We start from the raw sequence: 16,875 nt of genomic DNA, 5'->3' as shown, positions 1-16,875 counted from the left end.
CTTGTAACTTGCAACCTGGAACCTGAAACCGGAAACAAAAAATTCTATCATGAAGTTTTCACGCGCTTTGATTGCTATATGTACAACTGTTTCACTTAACACTTTCGCCCAGCAGGGTATATCCATGCCCGGTGTAGTGCCGGCAGGTAAAGAAAACTGGTCGCAGGGTATGGCCGCCTCGGTGATGAGCTGGTGGAACGATTCGCTGGCCAAAAAGCCCGCCAAATGGAGCTATGATATGGGGGTGGTATGTAAGGGTATGGAAGCATTATGGTATGCCACCGGCGACGCCAGTTATTTCAAATATATTCAGAAAAGCATTGATGCCTGGGTCGATGAGGATGGCAATATAAGAGGATATGAACCCGACGAATTTAATATTGACCATGTAAACAATGGTAAAAATGTATTGCTGTTGTACCGCGTAACCGAAAAGGCCAAATATAAAAAGGCCGCCGACCTGTTGCGCAGCCAGTTAAAAAATCACCCCCGCACCAAAGAAGGCAGCTTCTGGCATAAAAAAGTATACCCCTGGCAGGTATGGCTCGATGGTTTGTATATGGGCCAGCCTTTTTATGCAGAATATGCCATGTTGTTTGGGGAAGATTCCGCCTTCAACGACATTACCCGGCAGTTCGCTTCAATTGAGCGGCATGCCCGCGACCCCAAAACAGGGTTGCTGTACCATGGGTACGATGAATCGAAAGAACAAAAATGGGCTAACAAACAAACCGGTACTTCGCCCCTTTTCTGGGCGCGTGCATTAGGCTGGTACGGTATGGCCATGGTTGATGCGCTGGATTATTTTCCCGCCAATCACCCCGGCCGCGATACCATTATCGCTATCCTGAACCGGTTCACCAAAGCCGTAACAAAAGTACAGGACGCCAAAACCGGCTTGTGGTACGATATAGTGGATATGCCTTCTACCCCAAAAAACTACCTCGAAGCATCGGCTTCCAGTATGCTGGTGTATACCATCGCAAAAGGCATCAGAAAAGGGTATCTGCCTGCTACTTATTGGGCAAATGCCAAAAAGGGATACGAAGGCATTTTGAAGACCTTTGTTGATAAGAATGCAGAAGGACAGGTACAATTGAAGGGAACCGTAAAAGTGTCCGGCCTTGGTGGCAATCCCTACCGCGATGGCAGCTTTGCCTACTATATGAGCGAACCGGTTATCGTGAACGACTGGAAGGGGATAGGCGCTTACCTGCTGGCAGGTGCTGAAATGGAGAACCTGCCCGCCGAAATGCCCGGTAAAGGCAAAACCGTTACGGTTGATTATTATTTCAACCACGAAGACAAAAAGAACCTGAACGGGTTTCAGTACCCCACGCATTATACCTGGAACGAAATGAGCTATAACGGGTTCAGTTTCCTGGGCGGGGCGTTCAGCAGTTACGGTGCAACGCTCAATACCCTTGAAGCCGCACCTACTGCCGGCAACCTGGCTAAAACCGATGTATACATCATTGCCGACCCTGATAACTTACATGATAACAAGAACCCCAATTACGTGGATGAAACCCATGTAAAGGCCATTAGCGCCTGGGTGCAAAAAGGTGGTGTGCTGGTCTTGATGGCGAACGACAGCGTAAATTGCGACCTGGCCCATTTTAATAAGCTGGCCAATGCATTTGGTATCAATTTCAGCAACCGGGGCCGCAATTTTGTGCAGGGCAATCAATACGAAACCGGCGCCGTACCCATTCAGCCCGGCAACGAGATCTTCAAACAAACCAAAAAGACCTATTTGAAGGAGATCAGCATCATTGAAACAAAGGCCCCGGCCAAACCGTTGGTTAAAGTGGATAATGACGTAATAATGGCGGTAGCCAAATATGGTAAAGGAGCTGTATTTGCCGTAGGCGATCCCTGGCTGTACAATGAATATACCGATGGCCGTAAAATACCGGCCGAGTATGAAAATGCCAAGGCAGCTTACGAACTGGCCAAATGGTTATTGCAGCAGGGAACACGGAAATAATATATTAGCCGCTGGTTGTCATCACAATGAGCGTGGTTAATAGCATGTGAACAAGGTCAGTGCAGGATAGAAATTAATGGAATACAACAGATATTGCATAATTGGCCGATCCTAAAACAAACAACGGTCATAAATTGATTATTAAAAACTTAAACGCGTAGAGTATGATCCTCTCGAGGTACAACCTGAAAAATATCAGTGCGCAGGATATAGCAACGCCTGCTGAAACAGTTTTTGAACTTCCTGAAAAAGTATTGCAGTTTGGCACAGGCGTGCTATTACGTGGGTTACCCGATTATTTTATTGACAAGGCCAACCGCCAGGGCGTGTTCAATGGCCGGGTGGTAGTGGTAAAATCAACCGACAGCGATTCTTCTGCATTCGATAAACAGGATGGCTTGTATACTTTATGCGTTCGTGGTTTGGAAGGCGGAAAAAAAGTGGAAGAGAACATCGTTAATTCTTCTATCAGCCGCGTATTGAGCGCAAAAGATGAGTGGAGCGAGATCTTGCAATGTGCGCATAATCCCAATATGCAGATCATCATTTCAAATACCACCGAAGTGGGCATTCAGCTGGTGCAGGATGATATCCACCGCCTGCCGCCGGTTTCTTACCCCGGTAAATTGCTGGCGTTTTTGTTGGAACGCTACAAGGCTTTCGACGGCAGCCGCCAAAGCGGTATGGTCATAGTACCTACCGAGCTGATCCCCGATAACGGTAAAAAACTGGAATCCATCGTGCTGGAGCTGGCCCACCTCAACGGCCTCGACGATACCTTCATTCAATGGCTCGAGAACTGCAACTATTTCTGCAGCTCCCTGGTCGACCGCATTGTACCCGGTAAACCCGACAGCGCCATTCGCGAACAACTGGAAAAACAATACGGCTATAAAGATGAGCTGCTCATCATGTCAGAGGTATACCGGCTTTGGGCTATCGAGGGCGGCGAGCACATTAAATCGGTTCTTACTTTTGCCTCGGTTGACGAAGGCGTGGTAATTGCCCCCAATATCAACCTGTTCAGGGAATTGAAGCTACGTATGCTCAATGGTACACATACATTGTCGTGCGGATTGGCCTACCTGGCCGGTTTTGGAACCGTAAAACAGGCTATGGACGATGCCGGGATGCAAACATTTATCAGCCGGCTGATGTTAAATGAAATAGCCACCGGCATTCCTTACAATGTAGAAAATGGCGTGTCCCAATCGTTTGGTCAAAAAGTATTAGACCGTTTCGCCAACCCGAATATTGAACATCACTGGATCAACATTACCATGCAGTATACTTCAAAAATGAAGATGCGTAATGTGCCCGTGATCCTGAAATATGCAGAGCGGATAAATGCGGTGCCTGAGAATATTGCTCTGGGATTTGCTGCTTATCTGTTATTTTTGAAGCCCGTAAATAAGAAACAGGATAAATTTTACGGCGAATGGCAAGGTAAAGAATACCATATTCAGGACGATTTCGCCGCCTATTTCTTTGAAAAATGGAGCAAGCTGGAACCGGCGCAACTGGCCGATGAAGTGTTGGCCGATACCAACCTGTGGGGAGCCGATCTGAGTGCCATCCCCGGTTTTGCCCAGGCAGTAAAAGATAATATGGCTTCGTTGCTGGAATCCGGTGTTATAAATACAATTAAAACACATCAGACCAAAAAAGTATTGGCGTAATGAAGAAAAAGGTTTTAAAAGTTCATGAAGATGATAATGTGGTGGTAGCATTGACCAACTTATCAAAAAATGAAACAGTATCATTGAATGGCCAGGATTTTACGCTGCAGGAAGATGTTGCAGCCAAACACAAATTCGCGGCTACTGAACTGCAAACCGGCGACTCTATCATCATGTATGGCGTATTGGTTGGAAAGGCCCAGTCACTCATTAAAAAAGGCGGCCTTATTTCAACAGCCAATGTAAAACACGCTGCAAACGATTTTGAAATAAGCGAAAAACGCAACACCGAGTGGAAGAAGCCCGATGTATCGAAATTTAGCGGCCGCACCTTTATGGGCTATCATCGCCCCAATGGAGAGGTGGGAACAGCGAACTACTGGCTGGTTATTCCCATGGTGTTTTGCGAGAACCGCAACCTCGATGTATTGCAGGAATCGCTGGTGCGCGACCTGGGTTACGGCCGTAACAGGAAATACAAGTACCAGGCGCAGCAACTGATCGATCTGTACAAGACCGGTAAAAGTGTGGAAGATATCCTGAATGCCGATATCCGCACTGAATCGGGTGATGAGCAGGGAAAGCGTTTATTCCCCAACGTAGATGGTATCAAGTTCCTTAACCACGAAGGCGGTTGTGGCGGTACCCGGCAGGATGCACAGGCATTGTGCGGATTGCTGGCCGGTTACATTACCCACCCCAACTGCGCCGGTGCAACCGTGCTGAGCCTTGGTTGCCAGAACGCACAGGTGTCCATTCTGGAAGAAGAGATCAAAAAACGCGATGCCAACTTCGCCAAACCATTGTATATACTGGAGCAACAGAAGATCGGAATGGAATCGGATCTGCTGGCTGCAGCCATTAAACATACATTCGCCGGTTTAATACTGGCCAATCAAAACGAACGCCAACCCGCTCCGCTGAGCAAACTGTGCATTGGTTTGGAATGTGGTGGCAGCGACGGTTTCTCAGGTATTTCAGCCAACCCCGCAATCGGTTATACCTCCGATCTGCTGGTGGGCCTCGGCGGTTCAGTAATTCTTTCCGAATTCCCTGAACTGTGTGGGGTAGAGCAGGGCCTCAGCGACCGCTGTGTTCAGGTGGATACTGCTAAACGCTTTTCGCATTTGATGAAGACCTATAATGCAAGAGCTGTAGCCGTAGGCAGTGGGTTCGATATGAACCCTTCGCCCGGTAATATCAAGGATGGCCTTATCACCGATGCTATTAAATCGGCCGGCGCTGCCAAAAAAGGCGGTACTTCACCGGTAGCAGATGTATTGGACTATCCCGAAAAAGTAACCAAATCGGGTTTAAACCTGCTGTGCACACCCGGTAACGACGTGGAATCAACAACTGCAGAAGTTGCCAGCGGCGCCAATGTAGTGTTGTTCACCACTGGTTTGGGTACACCAACCGGTAATCCCATTGCACCGGTAATTAAACTGAGCAGCAATACCGTTTTGTATAATAAAATGCGTGATATCATTGATATCAATACCGGCACCATCATCGAAGGGGAGGAAACCATTGAGCAGGCCGGTGAACGCATCCTGGATTATGTGATAAAAGTGGCCAGCGGCGAGCTGGAGATCAGCGCCGTACGCCATGGACAGGATGATTTTATTCCCTGGAAGCGCGGGGTGTCTTTGTAAACCTTGAGCGGGCTTGCTTTGAGCGGAGCCGAAGAGTAGAAGGGCGGAGATCAAAAAAAATAAATTTTAATAGCAGGTCAATGGTGAATGTAGTGAGGCAACTCATCATTCACCATTGACCATTCACCAAATCGGCCAAATGAAAAAGTTTGTTGACGAGCATTTTTTACTGCAAACACCAACTGCACAGAAGCTGTATCATGAGTTTGCCAAACAAATGCCTATTATCGATTATCATTGTCACTTACCTCCCGATCAAATAGCCAATGATACCCGTTTCGAGAACCTGACCCAGATCTGGTTATATGGCGACCACTACAAATGGCGCGCTATGCGAACCAACGGTATAAATGAAGAGTTCATCACCGGCAGTAAAAGCGATTACGAGAAGTTTGAAAAATGGGCCGAAACAGTTCCCTATACATTGCGCAATCCGCTGTATCACTGGACGCATCTCGAGCTGCAACGTTACTTTGGCATACACGATATTCTGGATGGCAGAACCGCTAAAAAAGTTTACGAAGAGGCTACTGCAAAACTGCAAACAAAGGATTACTCTGTTCGCGGCCTGTTGCGCAAGATGAATGTAAAAGTGGTGTGCACTACCGATGATCCTGTCGATAACCTCGAGTTCCATAAGAAAATAAAGGCCGACAACTTTGAAGTGAAAGTGTTGCCAGCCTATCGTCCCGATAAAGCTATGAACGTTGACGATGCCGCTACCTTTAATGCGTATGTGGCAAAGGTGGAAGCCGCTTCCAATACCTCAGTTGGCAGCAACTACGGCGATTATTTATCGGCGTTAAAAAAACAGCACGATTTCTTTGCTACCATGGGCTGCTCGGTAAGCGACCATGGTCTGGAGCAGATCTATGCTGAAGACTATACCGAAACCGAGATCAGGAACATCTTTACTAAAATAAGAAGTGGAAAAGAGCTGACGTTTGAAGAGAACCTGAAATTCAAATCGGCCATGCTGGTTGAATTTGCGCGTTGGGATTGGGAAAAAGGCTGGGTACAGCAATACCACCTTGGCGCGTTGCGTAACAACAACAGCCGTATGTTGAAACGCCTTGGACCCGATACCGGCTGGGATTCTATCGGCGATTTCTCACAGGCACGCCAGCTCGCGAAATTCCTCAACAGGCTCGATGCAGAAAATCAACTGGCAAAAACAATCCTTTACAATTTGAATCCTGCCGACAATGAATTGATGGCTACCATGATCGGTAACTTCAATGATGGCAGTGTGGCCGGCAAGGTACAGTTTGGCTCTGGCTGGTGGTTCCTCGATCAAAAAGATGGCATGACCAAACAGATCAATGCCCTTTCGAACATGGGACTGCTGAGCAAGTTTGTAGGCATGTTGACCGATTCAAGAAGTTTCTTGTCATTTCCCCGCCACGAATACTTCCGCCGCCTGTTGTGTAACATGTTCGGCGATGATATCGAGAATGGCGAAATGCCCGCAGATATTGACTGGGTAGGAAAAGTGATCCAGGACATTTGTTTTAACAACGCTAAAAATTATTTCAACTGGTAATGGGCAACGTGCTAAGCTTTGGAGAATTACTGCTGCGGTTATCGCCTGATACAGAAGGACAATGGCTGGCAAATACATCAATGCCCGTACATGTTGGCGGCGCTGAGCTCAATGTAGCCCGGGCGCTGGCCCTCTGGAACATACCGGTGAAATACTGCACAGGTTTACCCGATAATTATTTATCACAACAGATAGTCAAGTCCCTGCAGCAAAGTAACATCGATACCTCGGCTATTCAGTATGGCGGACAGCGTATCGGGTTGTATTACCTGCCACAGGGGCTCGATGTAAAGAATGCCGGTGTTATCTATGACCGTGCCGGATCATCATTCGCCAGCCTGCAAAAAGGCACTATCAACTGGGATGCTATCCTCGATGGAGTTAGCTGGTTCCATGTAAGTGCTATTTGTCCGGCCCTGAATGCCGATGCGGCCGATGTATGTGAAGAGGTAATGCAGGTATGTAACAAAAAAGGCATCACCGTTTCCATTGACCTGAACTACCGCGCCAAATTATGGCAGTACGGAGTACCGGTACATGAAGTAATGAAACGCCTGGCCCCATATTGTGACCTTATCATGGGTAATGTATGGGCTGCTGAAAAAATGTTACAGGTGCCGGTTCATCCCGACCTGGTTACCACTGACAAAAAAGAGATGTACCTCGAACAGGCATTGATAAGCTCCAAAGAGATCATCAAACAATACCCACGCTGCAAGGCAGTGGCCAATACCTACCGGTTCGATCATAAAGGCATTTTATATTATACAACTTTATATACCGGAGATCAATTGCATGTTTCACAGGAATACACCACCGAAACGGTAATTGATAAAGTAGGCAGTGGCGATTGTTACATGGCCGGGTTGATCTATGGTTTTTACAAGAAGCAGGCACCGCAGGATATTCTTGAATTTGCCACCGCAGCCGCCTTTCAAAAACTGTTCATTAAAGGCGACGCTACCAATAAATCGGTTGAAGACATAAACGCATCTATAAAAAAAGCATGACGCAACAAGACATATTAGGACAGATAACGCAGCAGAAAATGTTGCCGCTGTATTTTCACAAGGATACAGAAGTAAGCATAAATGTATTAAAGGCATTATACGCAGCCGGCATTAAGGCGGTGGAATACACCAACCGTGGTGCAGAAGCCGTAGAAAACTTTAAGGCATTACGTAAAGTAGTGAACGAAAGCATGCCCGGCATGCTGCTGGGCATTGGTACGGTGAAAACTGTGGCCGATGCAGAAACGTTCATCAATGCCGGCGCTGATTTTATTATTAGTCCGGTAGTATACCCGCCTGTTGCCAAAGTGGTGCAGGATGCAGGTTTATTATGGATTCCCGGTTGTTTAACACCTACCGAGGTCTTCACCGCCGAAATGAATGGCGCTAAAATGGTGAAAATATTTCCGGGCAGTGTGGTTGGTCCGTCTTATATTTCAGCAATTAAGGAATTGTTCCCCGGTATGTTGTTTATGCCTACCGGCGGTGTAGATACCACAGCCGAAAACATTAAAGAATGGTTTAGTAATGGGGTGGTAGCCGTAGGAATGGGCAGCAAACTGATCAGTAAGAGTGTTCTACAAAATAAAGAATATGATAAACTGACGACGCAAACAAAGCAGGTCTTGGAAATACTAAATAACATACAATAATAATTGAAAGGAAGTGCCACGTTACAACAGCGTGGCACGTCTTTCTTCCCTAAAAGGACTGACATGCAAGCTATAGGAAAATACCGGTGGACGATTTGCGGTTTGGTGTTCTTTGCTACCACAATTAATTACCTCGACCGGTCTGTAATCAGTTTATTGAAATCGACCTTTACTAAAGATCTGGGTTGGAATGATGGTGATTATGCGAATGTAGAGATTGCCTTTAAAGTGGCCTATGCTATTGGTTTATTATTGGCCGGACGTGTTGTTGACAAGTTAGGAACAAAGATCGGGTATGCAGTAGCTACCGGTTTATGGAGTTTGGCAGCTGTGTTGCATGCGTTGGCTAATACTGTATTTGGTTTTGGCGTGGCCCGTGCTGCATTGGGTGTAACAGAAGCAGGTAATTTTCCTGCAGCGATAAAAACAGTAGCCGAGTGGTTCCCTAAAAAAGAAAGAGCGCTGGCAACAGGTATCTTTAACTCAGGCGCCAACATAGGCGCCATTATAGCACCCGCGGCCGTTCCTTTTATTGTGGAAAAGCTAAACTGGAAATGGGCATTTGGGCTTACCGGCGGATTAGGTTTTATCTGGTTGGTGCTTTGGTTTATTTATTATGAAGTGCCCAAGCGCCATAAGAAATTAACACAGGCCGAATTCGATTATATTCACAGTGATAAGGACGAAACGCCTGCGCTGGAGCAGGTAAAACCCAGCGTTTCATGGTTTAAATTACTCTCCTTCAGGCAAACCTGGGCCTTTGCCATTGGTAAACTGCTTACCGACCCCATCTGGTGGTTCTATCTCTTCTGGTTACCCGATTTTCTCGAAAGTCAGTATGGATTGAAAGGAACAGCGGTATCATTACCTGTTGCCCTGGTATATACCATTTCCACTATAGGAAGTGTAGGCGGAGGATGGCTTCCCATGAAGTTGATCAATAATAACTGGGCAGCTTTCAAAGCCAGGAAAACTTCCATGCTCATTTATGCATTCTTTGTAATTCCCATCTTTTTTGCACAGGTAGCCGGAGGTGTGAACATGTGGCTGGCCGTTATTGTGATCGGTATTGCAGCATCGGCACACCAGGCATGGAGCGCCAATATTTTCACTACGGTAAGTGATATGTTCCCCAAGCATACAACAGCTTCGGTAACCGGTATTGGTGGTATGTTTGGCGCATTGGGTGGTATATTGTTTACCGCTGCTGTGCAAAAGAACCTGTTTGTACACTATCGCAGTATCGGGAAAATTGAAGTGGCCTACTATATCATGTTTGCAGTGTGTAGCAGCGTTTACCTGCTGGCCTGGGTCATCATGCACTTCCTGGTGCCGAAAATGAAACGGGTAGAATTGTAATAATTTCGAATTTATAATAAGAGAACGGGGAAGGAACCGAATGCGGGTCCTTCCCCGTTTCTGTTATGAGCCAAGTCGAATAATTGAACAGAGCCAAGTGCTGAGCGGAGTCGAAGAATTGCATAAATCCATTTAGCGCATTTACAGGCTTATGAGGGGCTTTAATTTGTCGGGATCACTATTAATATTTGATTAGAAAAATGCGTAAAAAAGCCACATTAGGGGCAATTTATGACCCATCTTCAGCTATTAATTTAAAAAAATCGGAAACAATTGCCAATCGGTGCTCATCATTTGGAAGAATTTTGTAAATTAGAAATATTCTAAATCGACTGTTATGGAAAGAGCCTACAAATGCTGTCAATCCTGCGGTATGCCTATGAAACGGGATAATGGTGGCACCCATGCAGATGGCACCAGAAGCACCATGTATTGCAGTCACTGTTTCCAGGATGGAAAATTCACAGTGCGGAACATTACAGTTGATGATATGAAAGAACGGGTAAAAGGCAAATTAAAAGAGGTTGGCTTTCCTGGTTTCCTGACCGGCTTTTACACCCGTAACATACACAAACTGGAGCGCTGGAAATCACATCCCCTGGCTGTTGAGTAATAGAACAACAGCGGGCGTTTTATGCGTACTGATAACTTGAAAAATCTTCACCCGAAAATTTTTTGTACTGCTCTATAATTTGAGTGGTAAAAGTCTGCACGTGCTGTATCAGAAATGAACTTTTTACTGATACTGCCCGCAGCCTCTTTTGTTAACGCACAAATGGGTTCGTTAAGCGCCGTTGTTTTCTTCTTCTGAATAATAATTATATCTTGCGCCCCATTACCAAAGGGCGCTTTTCGACATCAGTTCCTTTAATACTACTACAACTTATAATGAATACGTATTTATTTCTCCCGGTAATGTTTATACAGGCAGTGGGCCAATTGTGATTGCTCCACCTCAAAAAAGAAAATTTAAACTGGGGTCTGTAAATGCCCAGGCTGGCGTGGGGCTTAGATTATAGGCTCAACGGCTGTCATATCTTATCCTGTTTTAGCGATTTATAAGTAATCGTTAACTGCCACTTTCATTCCTTCTTCATAATTATTTCTATCTTGCCCCTATAACCAGTAAGGACAGGGGAAGTATCATGTATGGAGATATTATTCTAAATTATTACTCATGAAAAGAACTATAACCCTGTTTACCGCTTTCCTATTGCTTACTATTGCTTTGCATGCACAGAAAAAGCAACCAAAGTTCCTGGCCGAAATAGGCGTCGGCCCCTCTTTCCCCATTGGGCGATTTGCTTCGACAAAATACAAAGACGATGAAGTACCCGGGTTTGCAAAGACGGGATTGGCTGCACATCTTTCTGTAGGGTATTATTTGCGTCAAAATGTAGGTGTTTTACTATCATATGGGTTAAGCTCACATCCACAGGATAAGGATGCTTACAGGAAAGATATAGAATCGCAAATTCCTGGTGTGAAGTTGACTCATATGGATTTCACAAACTGGCAGACGTTCAAGCTGATGGGTGGAGGTTTCCTGGTTACCCCTTTAACTTCGGAAGGGGAATTGGTGTTGCTAACCAAACTGACTGCCGGCGTTAGCAAAATTGTTATCCCTAAACGCGATTTCTATGGTTCTAATCAAGACGGAACATCGACTGTCAGTAGTATGGATACAGGAAGATCATTGCCCTGGTCATTCTGTTACCAGGTGAGCCTGGGACTGGAATATAAACTAAACCGCAATCTGTATGTACTGTTAGATATCAGTTCTTTTAATACAACAGGCAAAATGGAATGGACATATACTGCCATACCTGGCGGAGATATAACTATAAAAAATAAATACAAGCAAGGAACTGTAAATACATTGGCAGGGATAGGCTTGCATTTTTAGGTCTTTCCTGAGCTTCAACTATTTAACCCCGTTCCGGTTCAGCCGGGATGGAGCTTTTTATTTCTCATACGATTCTAATGTCTGCTTCCTACGCGTGCGTCTATATTTGTGCCCGAATAGATCCTGTTATAATTTTACACACCGACCTGCTGCCATGCATGCCATACGATAAACCCGGCGATTTCCCGGCTGCCCGCCAAAGTGGGGCAGGCATTGGGCCTGGCCCGGAATTTTGACCAGCTATTTTTTCAATAACAGGTACAGTATCAAATATGAAGCATCTTTTCACTGCCCTGCACAAACGCCTTAAACGCGTATACGACCGGTTGCATAATGAACGGTTCAAGGATAATTTATTACAGGCTATTCCTTTTTGGGTGGCATCGGTAATAACAGGACTTGTAGCCGTATTCTATGCCAAATTATTTTCCTGGGCCGAAATGGGTACCGCCTGGATGTTGCACCACGGCGTATGGTGGCTGTTCATTGTTATGCCGGTTTGTTTTATTACTGCCTGGTGGCTTTGTTATAAGTTTGCGCCGGCCGCCAGAGGCAGCGGCATTCCACAGGTGATTGCGGCGGTAGAATTGGCCACCCCTAAATATATTGATAAGGTTAAGAATTTACTGAGCATACGCATTATCATAGTTAAGATCGTATCGAGCATTATCATGGTGTTTGGCGGGGGTGTGGTTGGAAGGGAAGGGCCTACCATTCAGATCGCCGGCTCGGTGTTCAGGGCCATCAATCAATGGCTGCCATCGTGGTGGCCGAAGATCTCGAAACGGAATATGATCATGGCGGGCGCTTCGGCCGGACTGGCGGCGGCTTTTAACACACCGCTGGGTGGGGTAGTATTTGCCATGGAAGAAGTAACCCGTACCCATATCAGTTATTTTAAAACAGCCCTGTTCACGGCCGTGATCATTGCCGGTTTAACCGCACAGGGTTTACTGGGCCCTTATTTATACCTGGGTTATCCCGATGTAAGCAATTTATCGGGCTATATTTTCTTTGGCGTTATTGCTGTGGGGCTTGTAACCGGCCTGCTGGGCAGCGGCATGGGCCGGGTTATATTATCGATCATGAAATGGACGCGTTCCCTGAAATCGATACCCAAAAGAATTATTTACCTCACCGCCTGTGCCCTGGTGCTGGCCTCATTGGCCTATTGGGTGAGCGAAAGAACATTGGGTTCGGGAAAGGAGATCATGACCCATACCCTGTTTACAGCCGATAAACATTTGCCCTGGTATATGCCCATCATCCGTATTGTTGGTCCCGTATTATCATTTACCAGTGGAGCAGCGGGTGGGGTTTTTGCACCTGCCCTAACCGCAGGCGCCACTGTTGGCGCCGTTATGGCCGAATGGTTCAATGTATCACCAACCAATGTAAACCTGCTGATACTGGCCGGCATGGTGGGCTTTCTTACCGGAGTTACCCGTACGCCATTCACCTCGGCCATCCTGGTGCTTGAAATGACCGACCGCCACAATGTTATCTTTCATTTGTTGTTGGCGGGTATGGTGGCCAGTCTGGTGTCGTACCTGGTTGATCGCCATTCATTTTATGATCACCTGAAAGCGCAATACATTCACGATATACATCACGAAGCGATACCGCCTGAACCGGAGGAGAAGAAGGTTGAAGAGGTGAAAGGTTGATGCTGTGATCACCGGCTTGCACGCCGGGGTGTTGGTGTGTAGGTGCATTGCCGGTTCACGATTTGCGGCTGCCGGTTATGGCTTCTCCTTCCAACCCTTGAATTGAATGAGCTCATCGAGGTGAAGGAACCGTCCTTTTTTAAAGGCTACAGCAGTGCGCAGGTAGAACCAACGGCGTAACACAGGAAGATGATGCCAGTTGCGTACCCGTCTTTTGAAAAGGTGTTGCAGTTCGGCAACGAGTAATTTTTTATCGAGCTCGCCATTTTCCTGTACGGCCCTTAACAGCTTCATGGATAAAACACCAACCACGGCGCCGGCCATAAAGAACAGGTTCCATTGGCCACGGCCAAACAAATGAATTACAAAATGGCTGGTAAAGAAGTCGGCCAGTAACCCACCCACCAGGGGAGCGGTGGCTGAAAAAACAGCGGTAACAATATTCTTGGTGACCAGGTAAACAATGCCTTCGTCGGCAGGCGCCAGCTTAAGGCCAATGTTCTGCAGGGCCAGGGTGATTCCGGCATTGGAAGCACCCATTAGCATATGTATAACTACCAGCAAGGGCAGCATAAAGGCTGAGCTCATAACGCCGATCACCGACCAGGCCATGATGCAGCCAATATATACCGGTGCGCAAATGCGAATAATAGTTTTATTGCTGTACCTGTCTGAACAGCTTCCCCACATTTTTATAGAGGTAATGCTGCTCACCTGGCTAACGATGGTCAAACTGATAACATACACCAGGGGCAACCCCAGGGTCTTCATCATGTATACCGAAAAGAAGGGTGTTACCAGGTTGAAGGCAAAGATCCAGCAGGAGTTAAACACCAGCAGCTTTCTGAAATTGCTTACAGTAAGCGGTTTGGTGAAAAGCTTTACAATATTATCGTTGATTGGTTTTGATTTGGGTTCGGGGGTACGGGCCAGGGCATATACACCCCACATACCGGTAACACCGCTGATGATAAACATCACTGCATAAGCGGTGATCTCATGTGCAGGGTAATGTACCTTAATATAATCGATGCTCATGGCAATGCACAGGCTGAGCGTTACATTCAATATCTGCATCAGGCGGCTGCGGTGTGAAAAATAGCTGCCCAGTATTTGTTGGGGAATAAGGTCGCGCATCCAGGAGTTCCAGCTGCCGCCGGCAATAGAAGCAAACAGGTATTGGAACGAAAGCAAAAAGATTAGGGCGCTCACACTGGCACTGTTGCTGAACAATAAAGGCAGTGTGCCTATCACCAGTAAAGGTATGCGGGCGCAAATGGCGCCGGTAACAGTAATGGCGCGGCGGTTATTGAACCGTTGAACCAGCCATACAGATACCAGTTGAAAAATATTGGTGAGGGTGGGCAGGGCCGCCAGTATACCGATCTGAACGTTTGAAGCGCCCATATACAAAGCTATGGCTGTCAGGAAGGTGCCTGCAGTAAGCGTATTCATGGTTTCGGTAGCCAGGCCGTCCTTTAAGATCAGGTGCAACCCGGTCTTTACCTGTGCGTTGGTTAATTGATCAGATGGTAAAAGTTTCATCACACTGCCTCTTAGTGAATACAATATTAACGCGTAAATCCAGAACGCATTTCAACTGTGGATATTATTCCGGCCTGGTACTTATTGACACTTAGTATGGCATAAAACCATTATTTATAATTTCGTTAACGTATGGGGCTTAGGCCCTGAGGGCGTGTACGCACGCCGGTGAAAGTTGAAGGGGTGGGCTAAAAGCGTGGAGCGGGCTTGCAGGGATCCCGATAACTATCGGGACGAAGTGTTGAAACGTAAAAGAGAAACCACCCCGGCTGAAACAGGGTGGCTTCTGTTGTAATAAAGACAGTCCTGAAACGTCTTTATTGTTTATCGCCGACTACTACTGATTGGTTGGGATCAACTTTCGAATTTTTCATTACTTGCTTTCACATTGGCCTCTTCTTCAGCGATCTTGGTCAGCAAGCTGTCTGTAACCTTTTCTTCTGCCAGGGTTTGATCGAGCAGCTCAGCCGCATCATCGTGCCCCATAGTGCGGGCTAACGTTACCAACCCACCGTAAGTAGCTATTTCATAGTGTTCAGCTTTTTGTGCTGCAAAAATCAAACCCACATCACGCTGGGCGCTGCCGTTATCTGTTTCATCGATAATATCTGCACCTTCATCAATAATGCCCGCCATAGCCGGGCATTTCAATGCCCTGGGTTCTTCGCCCATCAGGTTAAATACATGTTCAAGCCGGGTAACATGGTTAATGGTTTGTTCAAGATGGTCGTTAAACGCCTGTCTCAGGCGGGCGGATGTAGCTGCTTCTGCCAGCTTCGGCAATGTTTTCACCAGTTTCTTTTCTGCCCAGTATACATCCTGTATTTGTTGCATAAAGAATTGATGCAATTTTGAATCGGGCATAACCGACGCACGGGATGCTGACTTTGAGCCTGCATTGGTTTGAATAGCCATAGATAAGTAATTTAGGTATTAAGTAAATTAATGGGGCAGGGTTTAATTCCTTTTAACAGTGTGCTTGCCGTTCTCAAGGTTGCAATTATTATACCTCTGTAAAATGTGGATCAATGTTGTACCTGTAGATAAGGATCAGGAAGCATACACTTTCCCCTTATCAATAACCAATTCTCCTTTATCGTGCAAATGCCGCATGGCCCTGATCACTGTTTCAACCCGCAGCCCCGTCATATCTGCTATTTGCTGGCGGGTAAGCTTTACCTGCTTGCAGTTGGGACAGGTATGCTTGCTGTTCTTTTTAAAATAATTCAGCAGCGTGCTGATGCGGTGTTCGGGATTGTAATAAGCCAGCTCGCGAATGGTGAGGAATTTGAACCGCATGCGTTCGGCCAGCAGTTTTGTAAAAGCAAAATGAATATCGGGGTTGTCTTTGACCAATTGCAGGAAATTGCTTTTATGTAACCTTATTATTACTGTGTCTTCCTGCGCAATGGCCGTGGCGGCATATGGCCCATCATCGAACAAAGGCAGCTCACCAAAGCTTTCGCCTTTTTCTAACATCAGCTGAATGAATTCGCGGCCTTCTTCATTAATACTTACCCATCGCACAGAACCACTTACCACCTGGTAATAAAAACTGGCAATGCCGCCTTCATGAAATATGATCTCATCGCGTTGCACTTTTTTATAAGTAGCGCCCCAGGTGAGCAGGAGGTCAATATCGATCATCATAAGTGGGTTATTAACAGCATCAAAACTAGACCCGGTGTTCCCGCTTACACATGATCTTATGCAGCAATGGGTATGATTTATATCAGCCGGTACCAGCAGCCTGCCCCGGCGGCAGACAGCCTGCGTACCCTGAAAGCCGCCACCACACTTGTTTTTGTGATTATGCACCGCCCAAAAAGTACATGATGAATGTCAGTTCGCAAACAGTTAACGGTTAA

13 protein-coding genes are annotated in these 16,875 nt (G+C 46.4%); 10 read left to right on the top strand and 3 right to left on the bottom strand.

The genetic code is table 11. The annotated features are described in order from the left end of the window. Positions 1-49 precede the first annotated feature (49 nt). From A3860_RS12095 to A3860_RS12050, 10 genes are all read left to right on the top strand, one after another. Positions 50-1,990: a glycoside hydrolase family 88/105 protein gene (locus A3860_RS12095; RefSeq protein ID WP_081146961.1), complete on the top strand. Its 1,941-nt coding sequence runs from the start codon at positions 50-52 to the stop codon at positions 1,988-1,990. Between the two features lie 164 nt (positions 1,991-2,154). Next, positions 2,155-3,669 (top strand): tagaturonate reductase, encoded by a 1,515-nt coding sequence (locus A3860_RS12090; protein ID WP_081146960.1) that lies wholly within the window; start codon positions 2,155-2,157, stop codon positions 3,667-3,669. Continuing rightward, entirely contained in the window at positions 3,669-5,324 is a 1,656-nt protein-coding gene (locus tag A3860_RS12085; protein ID WP_081146959.1) for a UxaA family hydrolase, read from the top strand. Before A3860_RS12090 ends, A3860_RS12085 begins: the two co-directional genes overlap by 1 nt. A 139-nt stretch (positions 5,325-5,463) precedes the next feature. Continuing rightward, positions 5,464-6,867 (top strand): glucuronate isomerase, encoded by a 1,404-nt coding sequence (gene uxaC / locus A3860_RS12080; RefSeq protein WP_081146958.1) that lies wholly within the window; start codon positions 5,464-5,466, stop codon positions 6,865-6,867. Further along, positions 6,867-7,877 (top strand): sugar kinase, encoded by a 1,011-nt coding sequence (locus A3860_RS12075; protein WP_081146957.1) that lies wholly within the window; start codon positions 6,867-6,869, stop codon positions 7,875-7,877. Before uxaC ends, A3860_RS12075 begins: the two co-directional genes overlap by 1 nt. Continuing rightward, a complete protein-coding gene (locus A3860_RS12070; RefSeq protein WP_081146956.1) occupies positions 7,874-8,530 on the top strand; it encodes a bifunctional 4-hydroxy-2-oxoglutarate aldolase/2-dehydro-3-deoxy-phosphogluconate aldolase in 657 nt (218 codons plus the stop codon). The genes A3860_RS12075 and A3860_RS12070 overlap by 4 nt, the downstream gene beginning before the upstream one ends. Before the next feature lie 63 nt (positions 8,531-8,593). Next, positions 8,594-9,889: an MFS transporter gene (locus A3860_RS12065; protein WP_081146955.1), complete on the top strand. Its 1,296-nt coding sequence runs from the start codon at positions 8,594-8,596 to the stop codon at positions 9,887-9,889. A gap of 337 nt (positions 9,890-10,226) precedes the next feature. Further along, complete coding sequence (locus A3860_RS12060; protein WP_081146954.1) at positions 10,227-10,502, top strand: zinc ribbon domain-containing protein; 276 nt, start codon at positions 10,227-10,229, stop codon at positions 10,500-10,502. Positions 10,503-11,066: 564 nt separating this feature from the next. After that, complete coding sequence (locus A3860_RS12055) at positions 11,067-11,795, top strand: hypothetical protein (RefSeq protein WP_081146953.1); 729 nt, start codon at positions 11,067-11,069, stop codon at positions 11,793-11,795. A 272-nt stretch (positions 11,796-12,067) separates the two neighbouring features. Beyond that, a complete protein-coding gene (locus tag A3860_RS12050) occupies positions 12,068-13,462 on the top strand; it encodes a chloride channel protein (protein WP_081146952.1) in 1,395 nt (464 codons plus the stop codon). Positions 13,463-13,537: 75 nt separating this feature from the next. Here the strand turns inward: A3860_RS12050 and A3860_RS12045 are convergent, their stop codons facing one another. The 3 genes from A3860_RS12045 to A3860_RS12035 all read right to left on the bottom strand — a co-directional run bounded on the left by A3860_RS12045 (position 13,538) and on the right by A3860_RS12035 (position 16,657). Next, positions 13,538-15,007, bottom strand: a complete 1,470-nt coding sequence (locus tag A3860_RS12045) for an MFS transporter (protein ID WP_081146951.1) — start codon at positions 15,005-15,007, stop codon at positions 13,538-13,540. A 354-nt stretch (positions 15,008-15,361) separates the two neighbouring features. Next, positions 15,362-15,922, bottom strand: coding sequence for a YciE/YciF ferroxidase family protein (locus tag A3860_RS12040; protein WP_081146950.1), 561 nt, complete (start codon positions 15,920-15,922; stop codon positions 15,362-15,364). Between the two features lie 135 nt (positions 15,923-16,057). Next, positions 16,058-16,657: a Crp/Fnr family transcriptional regulator gene (locus A3860_RS12035; protein WP_245843528.1), complete on the bottom strand. Its 600-nt coding sequence runs from the start codon at positions 16,655-16,657 to the stop codon at positions 16,058-16,060. Positions 16,658-16,875 lie beyond the last annotated feature (218 nt).

The organism is Niastella vici (genome assembly GCF_002077945.1).
Lineage (GTDB): Bacteria > Bacteroidota > Bacteroidia > Chitinophagales > Chitinophagaceae > Niastella > Niastella vici.
Note: the sequence above shows the minus strand (reverse complement) of the source record. Positions and strands in the feature narration are given on the sequence as shown.

Excerpts from the sequence above, each read along its gene's own strand:
- A3860_RS12045 (WP_081146951.1), bottom strand. The coding sequence starts at position 15,007 with ATGAAACTTTTACCATCTGATCAATTAACCAACGCACAGGTAAAGACC.
- A3860_RS12095 (WP_081146961.1), top strand. The coding sequence starts at position 50 with ATGAAGTTTTCACGCGCTTTGATTGCTATATGTACAACTGTTTCACTT.
- A3860_RS12075 (WP_081146957.1), top strand. The coding sequence starts at position 6,867 with ATGGGCAACGTGCTAAGCTTTGGAGAATTACTGCTGCGGTTATCGCCT.
- A3860_RS12040 (WP_081146950.1), bottom strand. The coding sequence starts at position 15,922 with ATGGCTATTCAAACCAATGCAGGCTCAAAGTCAGCATCCCGTGCGTCG.
- A3860_RS12060 (WP_081146954.1), top strand. The coding sequence starts at position 10,227 with ATGGAAAGAGCCTACAAATGCTGTCAATCCTGCGGTATGCCTATGAAA.
- A3860_RS12055 (WP_081146953.1), top strand. The coding sequence starts at position 11,067 with ATGAAAAGAACTATAACCCTGTTTACCGCTTTCCTATTGCTTACTATT.
- A3860_RS12085 (WP_081146959.1), top strand. The coding sequence starts at position 3,669 with ATGAAGAAAAAGGTTTTAAAAGTTCATGAAGATGATAATGTGGTGGTA.
- uxaC (WP_081146958.1), top strand. The coding sequence starts at position 5,464 with ATGAAAAAGTTTGTTGACGAGCATTTTTTACTGCAAACACCAACTGCA.
- A3860_RS12035 (WP_245843528.1), bottom strand. The coding sequence starts at position 16,657 with ATGATGATCGATATTGACCTCCTGCTCACCTGGGGCGCTACTTATAAA.
- A3860_RS12065 (WP_081146955.1), top strand. The coding sequence starts at position 8,594 with ATGCAAGCTATAGGAAAATACCGGTGGACGATTTGCGGTTTGGTGTTC.
- A3860_RS12050 (WP_081146952.1), top strand. The coding sequence starts at position 12,068 with ATGAAGCATCTTTTCACTGCCCTGCACAAACGCCTTAAACGCGTATAC.
- A3860_RS12090 (WP_081146960.1), top strand. The coding sequence starts at position 2,155 with ATGATCCTCTCGAGGTACAACCTGAAAAATATCAGTGCGCAGGATATA.
- A3860_RS12070 (WP_081146956.1), top strand. The coding sequence starts at position 7,874 with ATGACGCAACAAGACATATTAGGACAGATAACGCAGCAGAAAATGTTG.